14 protein-coding genes are annotated in these 17362 nt (G+C 63.9%); 3 read left to right on the top strand and 11 right to left on the bottom strand.

What is annotated here, in order from left to right:
- Positions 1–67 precede the first annotated feature (67 nt).
- Entirely contained in the window at positions 68–868 is an 801-nt protein-coding gene (locus tag OU999_13545) for a GntR family transcriptional regulator (GenBank protein WAC22762.1), read from the top strand.
- Between the two features lie 8 nt (positions 869–876).
- Here OU999_13545 and OU999_13540 read toward each other — a convergent pair whose 3' ends face one another.
- The 5 genes from OU999_13540 to OU999_13520 all read right to left on the bottom strand — a co-directional run bounded on the left by OU999_13540 (position 877) and on the right by OU999_13520 (position 5785).
- Entirely contained in the window at positions 877–1965 is a 1089-nt protein-coding gene (locus tag OU999_13540; protein ID WAC22761.1) for a CoA transferase, read from the bottom strand.
- 3 nt (positions 1966–1968) lie between these two features.
- Positions 1969–3171: a CoA transferase gene (locus tag OU999_13535; GenBank protein WAC22760.1), complete on the bottom strand. Its 1203-nt coding sequence runs from the start codon at positions 3169–3171 to the stop codon at positions 1969–1971.
- A 16-nt stretch (positions 3172–3187) separates the two neighbouring features.
- Positions 3188–4366: an acyl-CoA dehydrogenase family protein gene (locus OU999_13530; protein ID WAC22759.1), complete on the bottom strand. Its 1179-nt coding sequence runs from the start codon at positions 4364–4366 to the stop codon at positions 3188–3190.
- Positions 4367–4440: 74 nt separating this feature from the next.
- Positions 4441–4950 carry a MaoC family dehydratase gene (locus OU999_13525; protein WAC22758.1) on the bottom strand — a complete coding sequence of 170 codons (510 nt, stop codon included), beginning with the start codon at positions 4948–4950 and terminating at the stop codon, positions 4441–4443.
- Positions 4943–5785 carry a CoA ester lyase gene (locus tag OU999_13520; protein WAC22757.1) on the bottom strand — a complete coding sequence of 281 codons (843 nt, stop codon included), beginning with the start codon at positions 5783–5785 and terminating at the stop codon, positions 4943–4945. The genes OU999_13525 and OU999_13520 overlap by 8 nt, the downstream gene beginning before the upstream one ends.
- A gap of 107 nt (positions 5786–5892) precedes the next feature.
- Here OU999_13520 and OU999_13515 point away from each other — a divergent pair, with 107 nt between their 5' ends.
- Positions 5893–6801 carry a DUF1838 family protein gene (locus OU999_13515; protein WAC22756.1) on the top strand — a complete coding sequence of 303 codons (909 nt, stop codon included), beginning with the start codon at positions 5893–5895 and terminating at the stop codon, positions 6799–6801.
- Positions 6802–6846: 45 nt separating this feature from the next.
- Here OU999_13515 and OU999_13510 read toward each other — a convergent pair whose 3' ends face one another.
- The 6 genes from OU999_13510 to OU999_13485 form a co-directional block, all read right to left on the bottom strand.
- Entirely contained in the window at positions 6847–7911 is a 1065-nt protein-coding gene (locus OU999_13510) for a mannose-1-phosphate guanylyltransferase/mannose-6-phosphate isomerase (protein ID WAC22755.1), read from the bottom strand.
- Between the two features lie 11 nt (positions 7912–7922).
- A complete protein-coding gene (locus OU999_13505) occupies positions 7923–8741 on the bottom strand; it encodes a class I mannose-6-phosphate isomerase (protein ID WAC22754.1) in 819 nt (272 codons plus the stop codon).
- A gap of 2 nt (positions 8742–8743) precedes the next feature.
- Positions 8744–9772 (bottom strand): UDP-glucose 4-epimerase GalE, encoded by a 1029-nt coding sequence (galE, locus tag OU999_13500; protein ID WAC22753.1) that lies wholly within the window; start codon positions 9770–9772, stop codon positions 8744–8746.
- Between the two features lie 14 nt (positions 9773–9786).
- Positions 9787–11172 carry a phosphomannomutase/phosphoglucomutase gene (locus OU999_13495; protein ID WAC22752.1) on the bottom strand — a complete coding sequence of 462 codons (1386 nt, stop codon included), beginning with the start codon at positions 11170–11172 and terminating at the stop codon, positions 9787–9789.
- A 237-nt stretch (positions 11173–11409) separates the two neighbouring features.
- A complete protein-coding gene (locus OU999_13490) occupies positions 11410–13878 on the bottom strand; it encodes a TonB-dependent receptor (protein ID WAC22751.1) in 2469 nt (822 codons plus the stop codon).
- A 147-nt stretch (positions 13879–14025) separates the two neighbouring features.
- Positions 14026–14709, bottom strand: coding sequence for a hypothetical protein (locus OU999_13485; GenBank protein ID WAC22750.1), 684 nt, complete (start codon positions 14707–14709; stop codon positions 14026–14028).
- Between the two features lie 124 nt (positions 14710–14833).
- On the opposite strand from OU999_13485, the gene OU999_13480 reads away from it, so the two are divergent.
- Positions 14834–17359 carry a TonB-dependent receptor gene (locus tag OU999_13480; GenBank protein WAC22749.1) on the top strand — a complete coding sequence of 842 codons (2526 nt, stop codon included), beginning with the start codon at positions 14834–14836 and terminating at the stop codon, positions 17357–17359.
- Positions 17360–17362 lie beyond the last annotated feature (3 nt).

Below are 17362 nucleotides of genomic sequence, written 5' to 3'. Positions count from 1 at the left end.
CGCTGGATGAGGCTCGCGGCGGTCATGCACCGCAATCCGCAGAGCAATGTTGGAGCAGGAGCACGCGTTGAACAGCCGCGCAGAGGCCAGTGATATTCTCGACAAACCTTCGGACAAGCCGCGCTACCAGCAGCTTGCCGACGAATTGCGCGCGGGCATCCTGTCGGGCAAGCTGGCGGGCAACAACAGCTTCCCGACCGAAAGCGCGCTGTGCGCCGAATATGGGGTGAGCCGCTTCACCGTGCGCGAGGCGCTGCGCCGCTTGCAGGCCGAAGGGCTGATCGCCCGGCGGCGTGGGTCTGGCACCGTGGTGCAACCGGCGGCGGCGCGCGGTGGTGCGCTGCACCAGCCCTTGTCGAACGTCGGCGAGATCCTGCAATATGCGCGCGACACCCGCATTGCCTATGATCATCTGGGGCTGCAGGCGCTGCCCAAGGGGATCGCGGTGCAGATCGCGATGCCGGTCAGCGACAAATGGTTCCGCTTTCGCGGCGTGCGTCGCCAGGTCAGCGACGGCCAGCCGATCGCGCTGACCGAGGCTTATGTCATCGCCGATCTGGCGACGGCTGTGGCCGAGATCCTGCCGCCTGCCGATGCCGCCGACCAGCAGATCAACCCCGGCGCCAACACGCTGTTCCAGTTCATCAGCAATGCAGCGGGCCTGTCCATGTCGCGCGTGACACAGGACATCCAGGCGGTGCCCGCGAGCGCCGAGGTCGCCGCCGCGCTCGACATTCCGCGCCGATCCGCGTGCCTGCGCATCCTGCGCTGCTATCATGACCAGCACGGGCGGATGTTCGAGCTTTCGGTCAGCCACCATCCCGGCGACCGCTTCGCCTATTCGATGCATATCGACGTCGAGGCGTAACGCACCGCTCATTGTGCCTGACCCAGCTCCGGCGCATCTTCGGGTGTCCAGTCGGGCTCTCCGGCAAAGCGGATCGGCGGGGCGATATGGTGCGCGCTGCCCGCTTCGACGAGCAGGCCGCGCGTGGCGACATGCTCGCTGGCAAAGCCTTCGGCAAAATCGAGCACGGGGGAGAAGGCGACATCCTTGTCCTCGAACCATGCCACCCATTCGTCGCGGGTGCGAGTGAGGAAGGTCTCGCGCAGGAATGCGATCAGCGGGGCCTGGGCGGGTCCCGCTTCGGCTTCGCCGAGCGCGATCAGGTCCTCGCGGCCCAGAGCGGTGAGCAGGACCTTCACGAATTTCAGCTCGCGCCCGCCCAGCGCGACATGCCGGCCATCGCGGGTCGCATAGACCTGATAGAAGCCTGCACCGCCCAGCGAGCGCTGGGTCGAGGAGTGCGGTGACTCGCCGCCCGCGATCGCGCTGCCCGCGATATGCGCGCACCAGGGCAGCAGGCTGTCGAACATGGCGATATCGACATAATCGCCCTTACCGGTGCGCTGCCGGCCGATCAGCGCCATCAGCACCGCAGACAGGCCGGTCAGGCCAGCGGCCATGTCGGCAGATGGCACGCCCGGCACCACCGGGGTGCCATCGGGCCCGTCATTGACCGACAGGAAGCCCGACAGCGCCTGGACCGCCAGGTCATGCGCGGGGTGATGCGCCATCGGCCCATCCTGCCCGAAGGCAGAGACCGAGCAATAGACGATGGCAGGGTTGATCGCGCTCACCGCGGCATAATCGAAGCCCAGCCGCTGCATCACGCCGGGGCGAAAGCCTTCGACGAACACATCGGCGCTCTTGATCAGATCGGTCAGCCGCGCGCGCCCCGCCTCGCTCTTGAGGTCGAGCACTTCGCTCGCCTTGCCGCGATTGAGATTGCGGAACCAGACCGACTGGCCGTTCTCGAACGGGGCCATGGTGCGCGCCGGATCACCGGCGGGGGGCTCGATCTTGATCACCTCCGCGCCCTGGTCCGCCATCATCACGGTGAGCATCGGCCCGGGCAGGAACTGCGACAGGTCGATCACCCGGATGCCGGAAAGCTTGCCCATGGATCAGATGATTCCGTCGCGTTTGAGGGTTTCGATCTCGCCGCCCGAAAGCCCGATGCTGGCCAGCACATCGTCATTGTCCGCGCCCAGCAAGGGTCCGGCGCGTGCAGGCAGCCGCTCGCCATCCATGCGGATCGGGCTTGCGAGCACGCGCAGATTCTCGCGGTCGGGATGCTCGACGGTCTGCATCATGCCGGTCTCGGCGAGGTACGGGTTGTCCATCGCACTGGCCAGATCGTGCACCGGCGCGACCGGCACCTTGCCCGACAGCAGATCGACCCAGTGCTGCGTCGGCTGCGTGCCGAACACCGAATCGAGCACCTGTGTCAGCGTGTCGCGATTGGCCAGCCGGTCGGCGGGCGTCCTGAAACGCGGATCGTCCTTGAGGTCGCTCTGGCCGATCGCATCGACCAGGATCGACCAGAATTTGGGCAGCTGCGCCATCACGAACATCCAGCCATCGGCCGAGCGGAACATCTGGCTGGGCGTGACCGAAGGATGCGCCGAGCGCGGCGCGCGCGGGGTGACGTCGCCCTCGTTCAGATACCAGACCGCCGGATAGCTCATCTGGTGCGCAGCGACCGAGAGCAGGTCGACATCGACATCGCAGCCGAGCCCCGAACGCTGGGCATCGAGCATCGCCGCGAGCAGGCCGACCGCCATCTGCGTACCGGTCATGAAATCGACGATGGAAAGGCCGAAGCGCACCGGCGGGCCATCAGGCTCTCCGGTCAGCGATAGGAAGCCCGCCTCGGCCTGCATCAGATAATCATAGCCTGGCCATTTGGCGCGGACATTGTCGCGCCCATAAGCCGAAAGGTGCGCGCAGACGATGGCCGGGTTGATGCTGCCCAGCGCGGCATAATCGAGCCCCAGCTTTGCGGGCAGATCGCCGCGCAGATTGTTGACCATCGCGTGCGAGCTGGCCGCGAGCGCGCGCAGGATCTCGCGCCCGCGCTCGCTCTGCAGATCGAGCGTCAGCGATTTCTTGTTGAGGTTGAAGGTCTGGAAATACAGGCTTTCATTCTCGCGCAGGAAATGGGGGCCAACCGCGCGCGCGGTATCGCCGCCGGGCTGGCCCGGCTTGTTCGGCGGTTCGATCTTGATGACCTCCGCCCCCATCTGCGCCAGGAACATCGTGCCATAAGGCCCCGCGCCATATTGCTCGGCAGACAGCACGCGATAGCCGGTGAGCGGCAGCCTCATGACAGACACTCCCCCCTCACGCCGGGTTCCGTTTTACCCATTGCTTGGAAATGATCATGCGCTGCATCTCGTTGGTGCCTTCGCCGATGCACATCAGCAGGGCGTCGCGATAATAGCGCTCGATCTCGTATTCCTTGGAATAGGCATAGCCGCCATGGATGCGCATCGCCTCTTCGGAATTGCGCACGGCCGCTTCGGAGGCGAAATATTTCGCCATGCCCGCTTCCATGTCGCAGCGTTCGCCGCGGTCATAGGCTTCGGCCGCATCGAGCGTCAGAAGCCGCGCGGCGCGGGCGCGGGTGACCATTTCGCCGATCTTGAGCTGGATCGCCTGATGGTCGGCAATCGGCTTGCCCATCGTCTGGCGCAGCTGTGCATATTCGGTGGCGAGGCGCAGCGACCCATCTGCCAGGCCGACGCCGCGTGCTGCGACGTTGATGCGGCCCAGTTCCAGTCCGCCGGTGGCCTGGAAAAAGCCCTGGCCCTCGACGCCGCCGATCAGGTTTTCGGCCGGCAGACGGTAATTGTCGAAGATCAGCTCGGCGCTGTCGATCGCCTTGTAGCCCAGCTTGTCGAACTTCTTGCCGACGGTGAAGCCTTCCTGCTTGGGCGCGATGAACAGGCTCATGCCCTTGTAGCGCGGATCGGCCTTGGGGTCGGTCTTGACCAGCAGCGCAAAGCAGCTGCCCTGGATGGCGTTGGAAATCCAGGTCTTGGTGCCGTTGATGACATAGTCGTCGCCGTCACGCACGGCAGTGGTGCGGATCGCCTGCAGGTCGGTCCCGGCATTGGGCTCGGTCAATGCCAGACCGCCGCGGATCTCGCCGCTGGCGAATTTGGGCAGCCACTTGGCCTTTTGCACCGGCGTGCCGAAGCGCTCGACCGCGCAGGCCATGATCAGGTGCGAATTGAAGATGCCGGTCAGCGCCATCCAGTAGGACGAGATCCGCGCGACAATCTTGGCATAGGTGGTCGCGGGCAGGCCCAGGCCGCCATATTCCTGGCCGATGGTCGCGCCGAACAGACCCATTTCGATCATCTGATCGACCAGCTCGGCGGGCCAGATGTCCTTGTGGTCGTGGTGCATCACCACGGGCTTGACCTCGCGCTCGATCCAGCGGTCGATCGCATCGAGGAAGGCGGCTTCCTCGTCCGCATCGATCGTGCGCATCTCTTCAATTGGCAGGCTTGCCATGCTTGGGTCACTCCGGTCTTTCTGCTCGCTGCCCCCCATAGGGCTGCGAGGATCAAATCTTGTCCTGGCCCCGATCAATCGTCCGACGGTCCGAAGCCACGCTTCCAGATCAGCATGGTGCGGCTGAAGGTGCAGACCACCTGCCCGTGCTGATTCTTGCCGATGGTCTTGACCGTGACAATGCCCTGTTCGGGCCGCGATGAGGACTCGCGCTTTTCGATTACCTCGCTCTCGGCATAAAGCGTGTCGCCGGGAAACAGGGGGTTCGTCAGGCGGATATTGTCCCAGCCCAGATTCGCCACCGCCTTCTGGCTGACATCGGACACGCTCATCCCCACCATCAGCGCGACGGTGAGCGGCGAGGCGACCAGGGGTTTGCCGAATTCGGTCTTCTTGGCATATTCATAATCGAAATGCGCCGGATGGGTGTTCATCGTCAGCAGCGTGAACCACACATTGTCGGCATCGGTGATCGTGCGGCCGGGGCGATGTTCATAGATATGGCCGACGACGAAATCCTCGAACGCCCGTCCGAAGGTCTCGCGATAGCGGCCCTCTGAAACTTCCTTGGCTCCCTCACGCATCGATCATGGTCCTTTCGTTTCGCTTGGCCTCGCGCTCGAGCATCGCGCGCATGCGTGCGACGATGGGAGCCTCCAGCATCTTTCCGTTGTGGCGGATCGCCATGCCGCCTGCCGCCTCATAGGCGGCGATCGCCTCGTTTGCCTCGGCAATGGCAGCCGCATCGGCGCCGAACCCGGTATTGATAGCCTCGACCTGCGCGGGGTGGATCGCGGCCTTGGCGGCAAAGCCCAGCGCACGCACCTTGCGGCATTCGTCGGCAAGCCCCTGCGCATCGTCGAGCTTGACGAAGGGCACGTCGATCGCGGGTACGCCTGCATCGGCGCAGGCCATGATGAACTGCCCGCGCGCCACCAGCAGCGGATCGAAGGCGAGGTCGACACCGAGCTGCGCGGAGAAATCACCGCCGCCGAACATCATCGCGGCCACCTGCGGTTGCGCGGCGATCAGATGCGCCTCGCGCAGACCCTTCACCGTCTCGATCAGCGGAACAAGGCCGATCGCGGGATTGTCGAGCACGCGCGCGACCTGGGCGATCTCGCTGGCATGCTCGACCATCGGCACGAACAGCAGCGGCGGCGGTGCAGCGCAGTGCGTCAGCGCGATAAGATCCTTGAGGCCCGCACGCGTCATCACCCCGTTGATTCGGACGGCAACGCGCGTCCGGTCCCATCCGGTCAGGCCCGTCATCACCGTCTCGCGCGCGCTGTCCTTGTCGGGCGCGGCGACGGCATCTTCCAGATCGATGCAGACAAGGTCCGCCGCACTGGCCAGCGCTTTGGAGATGCGGTCGCTACGCGAACCCGGTACGAACAGGATGCTGCTGGCAGCGAACATGATTTTTTCCGAAGCCCCTTTGTCGACGACATGTTTCTGCTTCACAATTTGTCCGGACAAATCTAAAGTCAAGCACAAATCAGGATAATCACGAAGGGAAGAGGTTTATGCGTATCGGTACCCTGACTCTGGCAGCCCTTCTGGCGGCCACAACCCTTGCCACCCCGGCGCTGGCCCGGCAGCTCGATCCGGCCAAGCCCGAGGATGCGCTGGAGATCATGAAGCGCACGCAATGCGGCGTGAAGGACAAGGTGCCCGCCGTCTATCGCTGGCAGGGCAAGATCTACAGCCGCCGCCAGGGCGAGCCCGACAAGCACCTGTTCAACATGGAAGGGATGAACATCCGCCAGTGCGTGACCGTCACCGATGCGCAGCGCGGAACCGGCTATCGCATGGTCAGCCGGGAGATCACGCTGTATCTCCACCCCAAGACGAACGAGGTGCTGCGCAGCTGGCAGAACCCCTATACCGGCAAGACCGTGGAGGTGATGCACATCGCCAACGACCCGGTGAATTCGCGCCCCAGCTTCCCCAAGGGTCCGGACGGCAAGCCCTATTCGCTGAGCCTCACCCGCATGGGCGACACCATGCTGATGCCGGTCGAGGCACCGCTCTATTATGTCAATCCGCTGGCCGGCGACTATCAGGACTATGTCGGCAACAAGTACCACGCGATGGAGATTTTCGACTTCTCCATGCCGGTCAAGGCGCTTGATACCGATACCAAATCGGTCAACCCGACGGTCGCCTGGGTGCGCATTTCGGACTGGATGCCCTGGATGCTGATGGAGGGCCGCGACGGCCAGATGGTGTTCAACGCCATGGGCGTGAAGCTGAACAGCTATGACGAGCTGCCCGACGTCATCAAGCGCGAGATCGCGACCAACTATCCGGGCTATAATGCGCCGCCGCCGGTCGACGATAGCCGCCCGAACGAGACGACCTGGACGGTGTTCAAGAAGAAGATCGAGGCCCAGCGCGCCAAGGATGGCGCAAAGCCCGGCAAGGCCGAATAAGCGCGGATGGATACAGCGCCGGTCCCAAGCGGGCCGGCGCCTCCATCAATCCTGGCTGCGTGCCTTCATCGCCTCGACGATCTTCTTGACGTCCTGCGACCGGCCCTTGGGCACGATCATCACATGGCTGCCATTGGCGATGACGATCAGATCCTCGATGCCCGATGCGGTGACGGTGATGCCATCGGCATGGACATGGCAGCCGCGCGTATCGATCAGCACCGCATCGCCTGCCACGGTATTGCCTTGCGCATCGGCTGAACCGATCTCCGCCAGCGCATCCCAGCTGCCGACATCGGACCAGCCGCAGGCGACGGGGACGATCGCCACCCGGTCGGCGCGTTCCATCACCGCATAGTCGATCGAATCCGACGGGCAGGCGGCAAAGCACGCCGCATCGGGGCGGATCAGCCGGGCCGTCAGGTCGACACCTTCCAGCGCGGCGCGTGCGTCATGATCCATTTGTGGCGCGTGCGCCGCCAGCTCTTCGAGATAGCGGTCGGCGCGCATCAGGAAGATGCCCGCATTCCAGGCATGGCTGCCTTCGGCCAGCATCGCCTCGGCCCTGTCGCGCGCGGGCTTCTCGATAAAGCGTTCGACCTTGCGCACGCCGGGGGCATCGGTCAGGTTTTCGCCCATGCGGATATAGCCGAACCCGGTTTCCGGACCCGTAGGCTCGATGCCGAAGGTCACAAGCCAGCCATCGCGCGCGGCGGGCAGCGCGGTATCGACCGCAGACAGAAACGCGGGCAGGTCGCCGATCACATGGTCGCTCGGCATCACCAGCATCACCGCATCGCCGCTGCCTGATGCGAGCGCCGCGAGCGCGATCGCAGGCGCGGTGTTGCGCGCGCTCGGCTCCAGGATGATGCGCGCCGGGGCGTGGTCCGGCCCGGCAAGCTCTGCCTCCATCAGCGCAGCATGCCGCTCTGCGCCGATGATCAGCGGCGCGGTGAACCGGGTGCTGTCACCCGCCCGCGCGAGCGTATCGGCGAACATGCTCTGGTCAGAGGCCAGCGCCAGGAACTGCTTGGGACTATGGTCGGTCGACAGCGGCCAGAGCCGTGTGCCCGATCCGCCGGACAGGATGACGGGGATGATCTGGGTCATGGTTTCTCGCGTCAAAGGGCTCGTGCCAGCAACAGCCGTGCGCCGGGGCTGACCGAAAAGCGGCTGGCGCTGTCGATCGCCAGGCATTCGCCTGCGTGCGCGACAAGCGCGTCGTCATCGCCGTGCAGGGTGGCGCTGCCTTCGACCGGAAGCACCATCAACGGGCCGGTCCCGCCCAGCCGCGCATCGGGATCGCCGGTCAGCAGCAATGCAAAATAGGGCCCGTCGACCAGCATCTGGTCAGCCTGGAAATCCACCTGGCGGTGCAGCGCCTGCGGGTAAGGCGCGGCGTGCGATACTGCGACGCCATCGTCCAGATGCAGTTCGCGCGGACGGCCGTAGTCATAGAGCCGGTAGGTGATATCGGCATTCTGCTGCACTTCGATCAGGCTGACGCCTGCACCGATGGCATGGACGGTGCCCGCCGGAATGTAATAGAAATCGCCGCGTTCGACCGGTTTCCAGTCCATCAGCGCCTCGATCTCGCCGGAAAGCGCGGCGGCGCGCAGTTCATCGGCATCGAGCGGGCGCACGGTGCCGATGCCCAGGCACGCGCCGGGCTCTGCATCGAGCACCAGCCAGCATTCTTCCTTGCCACCGACCAGGCCCATCGCGCGGGCTTCAGCATCGCTCGGATGCACCTGGATCGACAGCTTCTCGCTGGTGAACAGATATTTGATCATCAGCGGCAGTGCAGGCCCGGTTTCGGCCTCGAACCAGATTTCGCCGATCTTGTCGCTGCAGGCATTGCGGAACGGCGCGGGCAGCACCAGCCGACCCCAGGGCTTTTCCACCTGACGGGTGGCAAGCTTGCAGGCATCAGCGGCCATGGTCACACGGCTTTCTCGCTCAGCCGTCGTTCCCAGGCCAGCGCATCGGTGACGATGGTGTCGAGATCGTCATGCGCCGGGCTCCAGCCGAAGCGCGACCGGATCGCGCTGCTGTCTGCGGTGAGCGCAGCGGGATCACCCGCGCGGCGGCCGGAAAGCAGGCGCTCGATCTTGAGGTTGGTGACCCGATCGACCGCGTCGAGTACTTCGAGCACCGAATAGCCATGGCCATAGCCGCAGTTGAGGAAATGCGACTGGTCGGGCTGCTCGATCAGCGCCTCGAGCGCCAGCAGATGCGCGTTTGCCAGATCGCTGACATGGATATAGTCGCGCACCCCGGTGCCGTCTGGCGTGTCGAAATCGGTGCCGAACACCGCGACATGCTCGCGCTTGCCGAGCGCGGCTTCCACCGCGACCTTGATCAGGTGCGTCGCGCCCGCCGTCGACTGGCCGGTGCGGCCCTGCGGATCGGCCCCTGCGACGTTGAAATAGCGCAGTGCGCAATAGTTGAAGTCATGCGCAAAGGCGACATCGCGCAGCATCCACTCGGTCATCAGCTTGGATGTGCCATAGGGATTGATCGGCTTTTGCGGTGCCTGTTCCGGTATAGGCCCCTCGAAATCGGGGGTGCCATAGGTCGCGGCGGTGGACGAGAAGATGAAGTGCTTCACCCCGCCCTGGACCGCCGATTCGATCAGCGCGCGGCTCTTGACCGTGTTGTTGCTGTAATATTTGAGCGGGTCGCTGACCGATTCAGGGACCACGACCGACCCGGCAAAATGCAGGATCGCGCCGATCTGCTGTTCGGCAATGATCCGGGCAACCAGGTCGCCATCGGCAATATCGCCTTCGTAAAACGCCACATCATCGGGCACCGCCCAGCGGAATCCGGTGACCAGATTGTCGATCACGGCGACCTTCCAGCCGGCATCCTTGAGCGCCAGCACGGCATGGCTGCCGATATAGCCTGCACCGCCGGTCACCAGTACGCTGTGGCTGGCTTTGAACGCGTCAACCGCTTGGCTTGCCATTTCCGTGATGCCTTTCAATGCGCTGCCTGAGGGCCGCGCTCCAGTCCGGAGGCTGCAAGCTGTTCATCGATCTGCGCCATCAACCGGTCGAGCCCCTCCTGGCTGCGGGCTTCAGCGCGCGCAACCAGCACGTCCTGCGTGTTCGATGCGCGCAGCAGCCACCAGCCATCGGGCGTGCTGACCCGCGCGCCATCGGTCGCATTGACCTCGGCACCGCTTGCCGACAGCCGAGCCAGCACCTCTTCGACCACCGCGAACTTGCGTGTCTCGTCGACCTGGAAGCGCATTTCGGGAGTGTTGATCATCGGGGCCATGCTGCCGCGCATTTCGGTGACCGACTTGCCCAGCAGGGTCTGCGCCTCGATCAGGCGGACAGCGGCATACAGCGCATCGTCAAAGCCGTAATAGCGGTGCTTGAAGAAGACATGGCCGCTCATCTCGCCTGCCAGCGGCGAGCCGGTTTCCTTCATCTTCGACTTGATCAGGCTGTGCCCGGTCTTCCACATGAGCGGCACGCCGCCCAGCTCGGTCACGCGGTCGAACAGCGCCTGGCTGGCCTTGACGTCGGCGATGATCGTTGCGCCGGGAACGTCTTTTAGCACCGCTTCGGCGTAGATGCTGAGCAGCTGATCGCCCCAGATGACGCGGCCCTGGCCGTCGATCGCGCCGATACGGTCGCCATCGCCATCAAAAGCCACGCCGAAATCGAGCTTCTTCTCAGCGACAAGCGCCTTCAGATCGGCGAGATTCTTTTCCTCGGTGGGATCGGGATGATGATTGGGAAAATTGCCATCAACTTGCGTGAACAGCGTGAAATGCTCGCCCGGAAGGCGCCGGACCAGCTCTTCCACCGCTGGCCCCGCCGCGCCGTTGCCGCAGTCCCAGCCGACGCGCGCTGCCGTGCCGCCGAAATCCTCGACCAGCCGGTCGACATAGCGGTCGAGAATGTCGATCGAACGCGACGTACCGGTGCCGCTATCCCAGTCGCCAGACTCCGCCATCTGTCCCAGCTTGAGGATGTCGGCGCCAAAAAACGGGCGGCCCTGAAAGACCATCTTGAAGCCGTTGTAATTGGCGGGGTTATGGCTGCCGGTTATCTGAATGCCGCCATCCGCCTCTTCTAGCACGGCTTCGGCATAATAGAGCATCGGTGTGGGACCCATGCCGACGCTGATCGCATCGACGCCACTGTCGTTGAGACCGCGGACCAGCGCCGCCTCCAGCACCGGCGAGCTCACGCGGCCGTCATAGCCTACCACCACGCACTTGCCGCCCGCGCGTGCGATCAGCGTCGCAAAGCCGCGGCCGATGGCATAGGCATCATCCTCGCCCAGAGTCTCGCCGATGATCCCGCGAATGTCATATTCGCGAAGGCTGGTAGGATGAAATGCATGCGTCATGGGTCTGGTCAGCTTCCGAAGGAATGTTCCGCTCATTCGTTTCATGAAGCGGACTAAGCATTTGAGGCGGGTATTGCAGCGTCGTTACCGCCGCGCCTGCCGAATTTCAACTTGGATATCTCGCGCCGAAGCCGTGCAGCATGGGCTGCACAAAAAAGACCCCCGGGAAGCCATGTGGTTCCCGGGGGCAGAATTTAGGCCCTTTCGCATGGAAAGGGCGCAGGCGTTGTGGAACCTTCAGAAACTGGCGGTCAGCAGGATGCCGATGCGCCGGGGCGGACGCAGTCCGGCGACAAAATTGCGCCGCAGGTCGGCATTGGCATCGGCATAGCGCAGGATCTGCGCCACCGAATCCTCGTCGAACAGGTTGCGGGCATAGAGCATCACGCGATAGCGGTCGCTCTGCAGGCCCATGCGCGCATCGACCACCACCGATCCGCCGGTTTCGGCAAAGTTCAGCACCTGGTCAAAGCTTGTCGAGACCATGTTGACGTTGCTGCCGACAAAGAAGTTCCAGTCGTCGCTGACCGGGGTGCGATAGTCGACATCGACGAAGACGGTATGCTCGGGCGCGCGCGGAATGCGCTTGCCCCGGATTGCGCCATAGCGCGACTGGCATCCCGTCACCGCCGGGAATTCGTCGCCCAGCGAGCAGTTGACCAGTCCGTCATCGGCGACATCGTTGATCAGGCCCAGATTCTCGTCGGTGCCGCGGGTGAACTTGGCATTCACATAGCTGTAGTTCGCGGTGACCGTGAAATTGCGCACCGGACGGATCAGCAGCTCAAGCTCGGCACCGTTGATCCGCGCATCGCCGCCATTGCGGGTGAGCGAGACCTGGTTGGGCGGCACCGAGACGTTCTGGGTAATCTGATAGCCCTTCACCTCGGTATGGTAGAGCGCGAGATTGGCGGTCAGCTTGCCGTCGAAAAAGGTGTTCTTGGTGCCGATTTCGTACGTCTTGTTGTCTTCGGGCTGGAATGTCGGGAAGCCGGCCAGGATCGCCTGGTTGCTGTTGAAACCGCCGGGCTTCTGCCCTTCGGCATAGACCGCATAGAACAGGTTGTCGCGCGTCGCCTGCCAGCTGAGCGTGAAGCGCGGGGTGAATTCCTTGAACGTCGCCTGCACCACGCGCGGGGCAGGGATGGCCTGGCCGTTGTTGAAGGTCAGCGTCGACTGGCGGATCTTTTCCTCGGCATAGCGGCCCTCGGCCGAGATCGAGAGCGTGTCGGTAATGTCGAAGGTCGCAGAGCCGAAGATCGCCTTGTTCTCGATATCGAACGAGTTGACGTTGCGCGATTCGGGCAGGTTGGCTGCCGTGACCGTGATCGGCGTGAAGATGCCGCAATTGGCGAGCTGCGCACAGAGTGAGGCGGTGGCCGCATTGGCATTGGCCTGCGCGCGGGCGAGCGATCCGGGTGGCACGACACGGGTGTCGCGGGTGACGTCGTTCTGGTCGAAATAATAGCCGCCCAGCATCAGCTGCAGCCGGTCGCCTTCATAGGCCAGACGCAATTCCTGCGACCAGTCATCGGTCACCTGGCGGTTGGAGAAGGTGAAATCCTGCACCGACGTGGCAAAGGCGGTGAACCGCGTCGTGCGCGGTGGCACGATCGGCGCGGGGGCGGGGCCAGTCGCGCCAAAGGCGAAGATCACCATGTTGAAGCTGTTGGGTGAATAGTCGCCATCGGTCTTGGTGTTGGCGGTGCGCCGGTTGTAGCCGGTCAGGCTGGTCAGCGTGAGCTCGTCGGTAAAGTCGAAATCCATGCGCAGGCCAGCGTTCAGCGTCTTGGATTCCAGCCCGGCATTTTCCGGATCGACGAACTGGCGGCGATAGTCGGTATTGACCTGTTGCGGCTGGATCACCCCGCAGAAATAGCGGCGCTGGCCGCGATAGAGCGTGCCATTGTCGGGGAAGCAGTTATTGGCATTGGCGCTCTGCGCGAAGATGGCGGGTTGGCCATCATCGATGACATTGTAGTTGGCGCGCAGCGAGGCGCGGAACGGCCCGCCATTGTTGAACTGCAGCGCGCCATAGCCCGAATAGCTCTGCTGCTTGCCGATGCGGGTGCCGTCAAAGGCGTTGCGAAAGGCACCGGCATTGTCGAGCACGCGCCCGCCCATCACGATGCCCAGGCCATCGGCGAGCGGCCCGCGCACGTTTGCGGTCGCCTCATAGCGGTCGTCTTCGGCCAGATCGACCTGAACGCGGCCGGTCCAGGTTGTGCTCGGCATTTTCGAGATGAGGTTGATCGCGCCCGAATAGGTGTTGCGGCCGTAAAGCGCCGATTGCGGGCCCTTGACCACTTCGAACCGCTCGACGGTATCGACGTCATAATCGGCGAGCGAGCCCGAATAATAGATGCCGTCGATGAAGAAGGCGACGCCCGACTGGCCCAGGATATTGGCCTGGCCGCGGATCACCGGGCGGTTGGCATCGCGGCCCAGCGAATCGTCGAACACCAGGCCGGGCACGGTCTTGGCGATGTCGGTGAGGTTGTCGAGGCCCAGCCGGTCGATCGCAGCGGCGGTGACGACCGAGACGGTGGTCGGGGCCTCCTGCAGCGTTTCCTCGGTCTTTCGGGCGGTCACGATGATCACATCGCTGTCGGGAGGCGCGGCACCCGGCGCTGCCTCCTGCGCCATGGCAGGCACGCTGTTGAGCGCGGTAACGGCAAGCAGGCAGGCCTTGAAGCTGTGTGTCATGTGAAACCCCCTCAGGTTCTTTTATGTCTCCCTTGTCCGGACAAGATCACCTCAACGCGCCAAATTTGTCCAGACAAATTTTATCCGCTCCGCGAATTCTATCCTCCGTGTTGCTTGAATACGACACCGGTCCCTGTGGCCGCGCGATCAGAAGCCGGGCTTTACCGCGCCCAGCCACGAGGTGACGACCAGCAGGATGTAGATTGCCATCACCCAGATGCGGGTGCGGTCCATCGTCCGGCGCAGCGGCACCTCGGTTGCATCGCTCGACCCTTCGCTAAGCAACCGGACGAGCTGCGGCCCGACCGGCTTGAAGGCGATATCGATGCCGATCGCAGCGACGAAGATCGCGCCGAACAGCAGCGCCTTCCAGGCCAGCCAGCCTGGCGCCAGCGGCGCGCCTGTGAGCACCGATTGCGCGCCCAGCCAGAGGTAGAAGGCGGTGAGCCCGTATTTCAGCCCGTTTTCGTAAAACCGGTCGCGTTTGGCGCGCGGCGTCTGATCATGATTGTGCGCGTCCCAGACCAGCCAAAGCCACACGCCGCCGATGATCCAGGCCGCCACCAGCAATGCCGCAGGCACATCCCACCAGCCGCCCATTTTCAGCACCGAGAGCGACACCGGCACCATCAGCGCCCAGGCGCTGCGCGGGGTCATGTCGACCAGCACCAGCAGCTTCAGCAGCGCGATGCGCTGGTCCAGCGTGTAGAGGTGACGCTTGCGGAAATGCTGCCCCAGCAGGAACACGCCGACGTCCGCCCCCAGCCACAGCACGAACAGCAACAGATGCACGTACACCAGCGAAGGGTACGCAATTTCAGACCAGCTCAATCCACGTCTCCCGCCAGAATCTTGCACTATGCCGATTGACAATGCAGATTTGTCCGGACAAGTTGCAAGAAAAAAATGAACGTCAGGCGGATCAGAATAACCGGACATTCAGGGAGACTAGACGATGATCAACTTACGCTTGGTGGCGACCGTCTCGGCGCTTGCTGTCGCACTGGCCATGCCCGCCTACGCCCAGAACGGGGAACAGGCAGGGGCCACCGACTCGGATGAGCAGCAGGGCCTTTCGGAAATCATCGTGACCGCACAGCGCCGTCAGGAAAGCGTGCAGGACGTGCCGATCGCGATCAGCGCGTTCACCGCAGAGCAGCTGCGCGACCAGGGGGTGTCGAACACGCTGCAGCTGGGCCAGTATGTCCCCAATCTGGTGGCGCAGAACAACACCGGTATCGGCTCGGCCAATGCATACTTCCTGCGTGGTCTGGGCTCTACCGAGACGATCGCGACCTTCGATCCGCCGGTCGGTACCTATGTCGATGACATCTATCTGTCGCGGCAGAACGCCAACAACCTGGCGCTGTTCGATGTCGCCCGGGTCGAGGTTCTGCGCGGGCCGCAGGGCACCCTGTTCGGCCGCAACACCACCGGCGGCGCGATCAACGTGATCATGGCCGATCCCGGCGACACGATCGGCGGCTATGCCGAAGTCGGCTATGGCCGGTTCGACAAGAAGCTGGTGCGCGGCTCGATCGACCTGCCGCTGGCCGATTCCCTGGCGATCAAGGTTTCCGGCTATTGGCAGGACGATGACGGCTATGTGAAGAATGTCACCACCGGCGAGCGGCTGAACGACGATGACGGCTGGGGCGTGCGCCTGGGCGTCAAGGGCGAGCTGGCCCCCTGGGCACGCTGGCGCGCAAGCTATGCGCATATGGTGTCGGAGGGCGAGAACACGCTCAACTTCACCTGCAATCCGGCCAATCCGACCGATTGCAAGGGCCGCTTCTCGACCACCGGCCTCAGCGAAAATCCAGCGACCGCCACGCCGTTCGCGCCCCTGGTGATCCAGGGCCGCAAGGCTGGCTATGGCAACGGCCAGAAGGCGGATACCGACCTCATCACCTCGAACCTGTCGTTCGACATTGCCGACAAGACGACGCTCAGCCTGATCACCGGCTATGTCAGCCTCACCCAGCAGTTTGCGCTCGATTTCTTTGACGGGCGCGGCGGCCCATCGGCCAGCGTGCCGTTCCCGGCGATCCAGCGCTATGCGCGCGGCGGCTTTGTCATCGTCAATGACGGCAGCCACGAGCAGTTCACCCAGGAGGTCAAGCTGGACGGCAGCTTCGGCAATGGCCTGGTCGATTATGTCGCGGGCTTCTTCTATATCGACGAGCGCAACCGCACCAACCTGGCGGATGTGTTCTCGATCTCGCCGGCCACCTCGCTGCTGCTGGGTGACCGCATCATCCGCAACACCACCAAGGCCTATGCAGGGTACGTCCAGGCCGATCTCAACATCACCGAACAGCTGAAGCTCACCGCCGGTGTCCGCTATACCGACGAGACCAAGAACGTCTCGATCAGCGACAATCGCGCCTCGTGCAACGATGGCACGATCGAGGCGACGTGCATGGCCAATGTCAACCTGCGCTCGGCCAATGGCGTGGTGATCCCGCGCCGCCAGAATGTGAAGATCTGGACCCCGCGCTTTGCGCTCAACTACAAGCCCAGTGACGATATCCTGCTGTTCGCCTCGGCGACGCGCGGCTTCAAGTCGGGCGGCTGGAATGCGCGCGCCACTGCGCCCAGCCAGTTCCTGCCCTTCGACGAAGAGCGGGTGTGGAGCTATGAGGCCGGCTTCAAGAGCGAGTTCTTCGACCGCAAGGTCCGCGCCAACGTCACCGCCTTCTGGATGGATGTCAGCGATCTGCAGATCCTGGCGGGCCTGCTCAACCCGGCGACCGGGGCGATCACCTTCCTGACCCGCAACTTCGCCGATTACCGCAACAAGGGGATCGAGGCGGAGCTGACCGTCGCGCCGGTCACGGGCCTGACGCTCTATGCCAATGTCGGCTATCAGGACGACAATTACCGCGTGCCCAATGCGCCGGCCGGAAACGACCTTTACGGCATCCAGAACGTCCAGGCGCAGCTGGCGGCCTGCCGTACGCAGCTGGCAGCAGGGCAGATTCCGGCGAGCGCCAATTCGGCACCTGCAGGAACGCCGGTCAACAACGCGCCGGCCTGCGCCGCCGGGATCGTGACGGCCAATGGCACGATCGCAACCCCGGTGCGCACGCCCGACTGGTCGCTGGCCATCGGCGGCAGCTATCGCGCGCCTTTGGGCGATAGCGGGCTGACGCTCGTTCCGACGATCAACGCCAGCTACCGCTCGAAGCAGGAGGTCGCGATCGCCAACCTGTCGCTGTACAACCAGCCGGTGACGCGCGGCGGACGCACGACGCCGGCCAATCCCTTCGGCGATGGCCCGTTCATCACCGGATCGGAAAGCCCGGCGGCCTGGCTGGTCAATGCAGGGCTGGCGCTCAACGGCCCCGAGGACCGCTGGCAGCTGGCGGTGGAATGCACCAACTGCTTCAACGAGGAGTTCATCCAGTCCTCGCTGTCCAACTACAGCTATCTCAATCAGCCGATGATGTGGACGGTGCGTGCGCGCTACAATTTCTGATCG

This window comes from Blastomonas sp. SL216 (assembly GCA_026625625.1).
Lineage (GTDB): Bacteria > Pseudomonadota > Alphaproteobacteria > Sphingomonadales > Sphingomonadaceae > Blastomonas.
This window is presented reverse-complemented; position numbering and strand designations above follow the sequence as displayed.

Excerpts from the sequence above, each read along its gene's own strand:
- OU999_13540 (WAC22761.1), bottom strand. The coding sequence starts at position 1,965 with ATGGGCAAGCTTTCCGGCATCCGGGTGATCGACCTGTCGCAGTTCCTG.
- OU999_13480 (WAC22749.1), top strand. The coding sequence starts at position 14,834 with ATGATCAACTTACGCTTGGTGGCGACCGTCTCGGCGCTTGCTGTCGCA.
- OU999_13525 (WAC22758.1), bottom strand. The coding sequence starts at position 4,950 with ATGCGTGAGGGAGCCAAGGAAGTTTCAGAGGGCCGCTATCGCGAGACC.
- OU999_13505 (WAC22754.1), bottom strand. The coding sequence starts at position 8,741 with ATGGCCGCTGATGCCTGCAAGCTTGCCACCCGTCAGGTGGAAAAGCCC.
- OU999_13510 (WAC22755.1), bottom strand. The coding sequence starts at position 7,911 with ATGACCCAGATCATCCCCGTCATCCTGTCCGGCGGATCGGGCACACGG.
- OU999_13515 (WAC22756.1), top strand. The coding sequence starts at position 5,893 with ATGCGTATCGGTACCCTGACTCTGGCAGCCCTTCTGGCGGCCACAACC.
- OU999_13530 (WAC22759.1), bottom strand. The coding sequence starts at position 4,366 with ATGGCAAGCCTGCCAATTGAAGAGATGCGCACGATCGATGCGGACGAG.
- OU999_13535 (WAC22760.1), bottom strand. The coding sequence starts at position 3,171 with ATGAGGCTGCCGCTCACCGGCTATCGCGTGCTGTCTGCCGAGCAATAT.
- OU999_13520 (WAC22757.1), bottom strand. The coding sequence starts at position 5,785 with ATGTTCGCTGCCAGCAGCATCCTGTTCGTACCGGGTTCGCGTAGCGAC.
- galE (WAC22753.1), bottom strand. The coding sequence starts at position 9,772 with ATGGCAAGCCAAGCGGTTGACGCGTTCAAAGCCAGCCACAGCGTACTG.
- OU999_13495 (WAC22752.1), bottom strand. The coding sequence starts at position 11,172 with ATGACGCATGCATTTCATCCTACCAGCCTTCGCGAATATGACATTCGC.
- OU999_13490 (WAC22751.1), bottom strand. The coding sequence starts at position 13,878 with ATGACACACAGCTTCAAGGCCTGCCTGCTTGCCGTTACCGCGCTCAAC.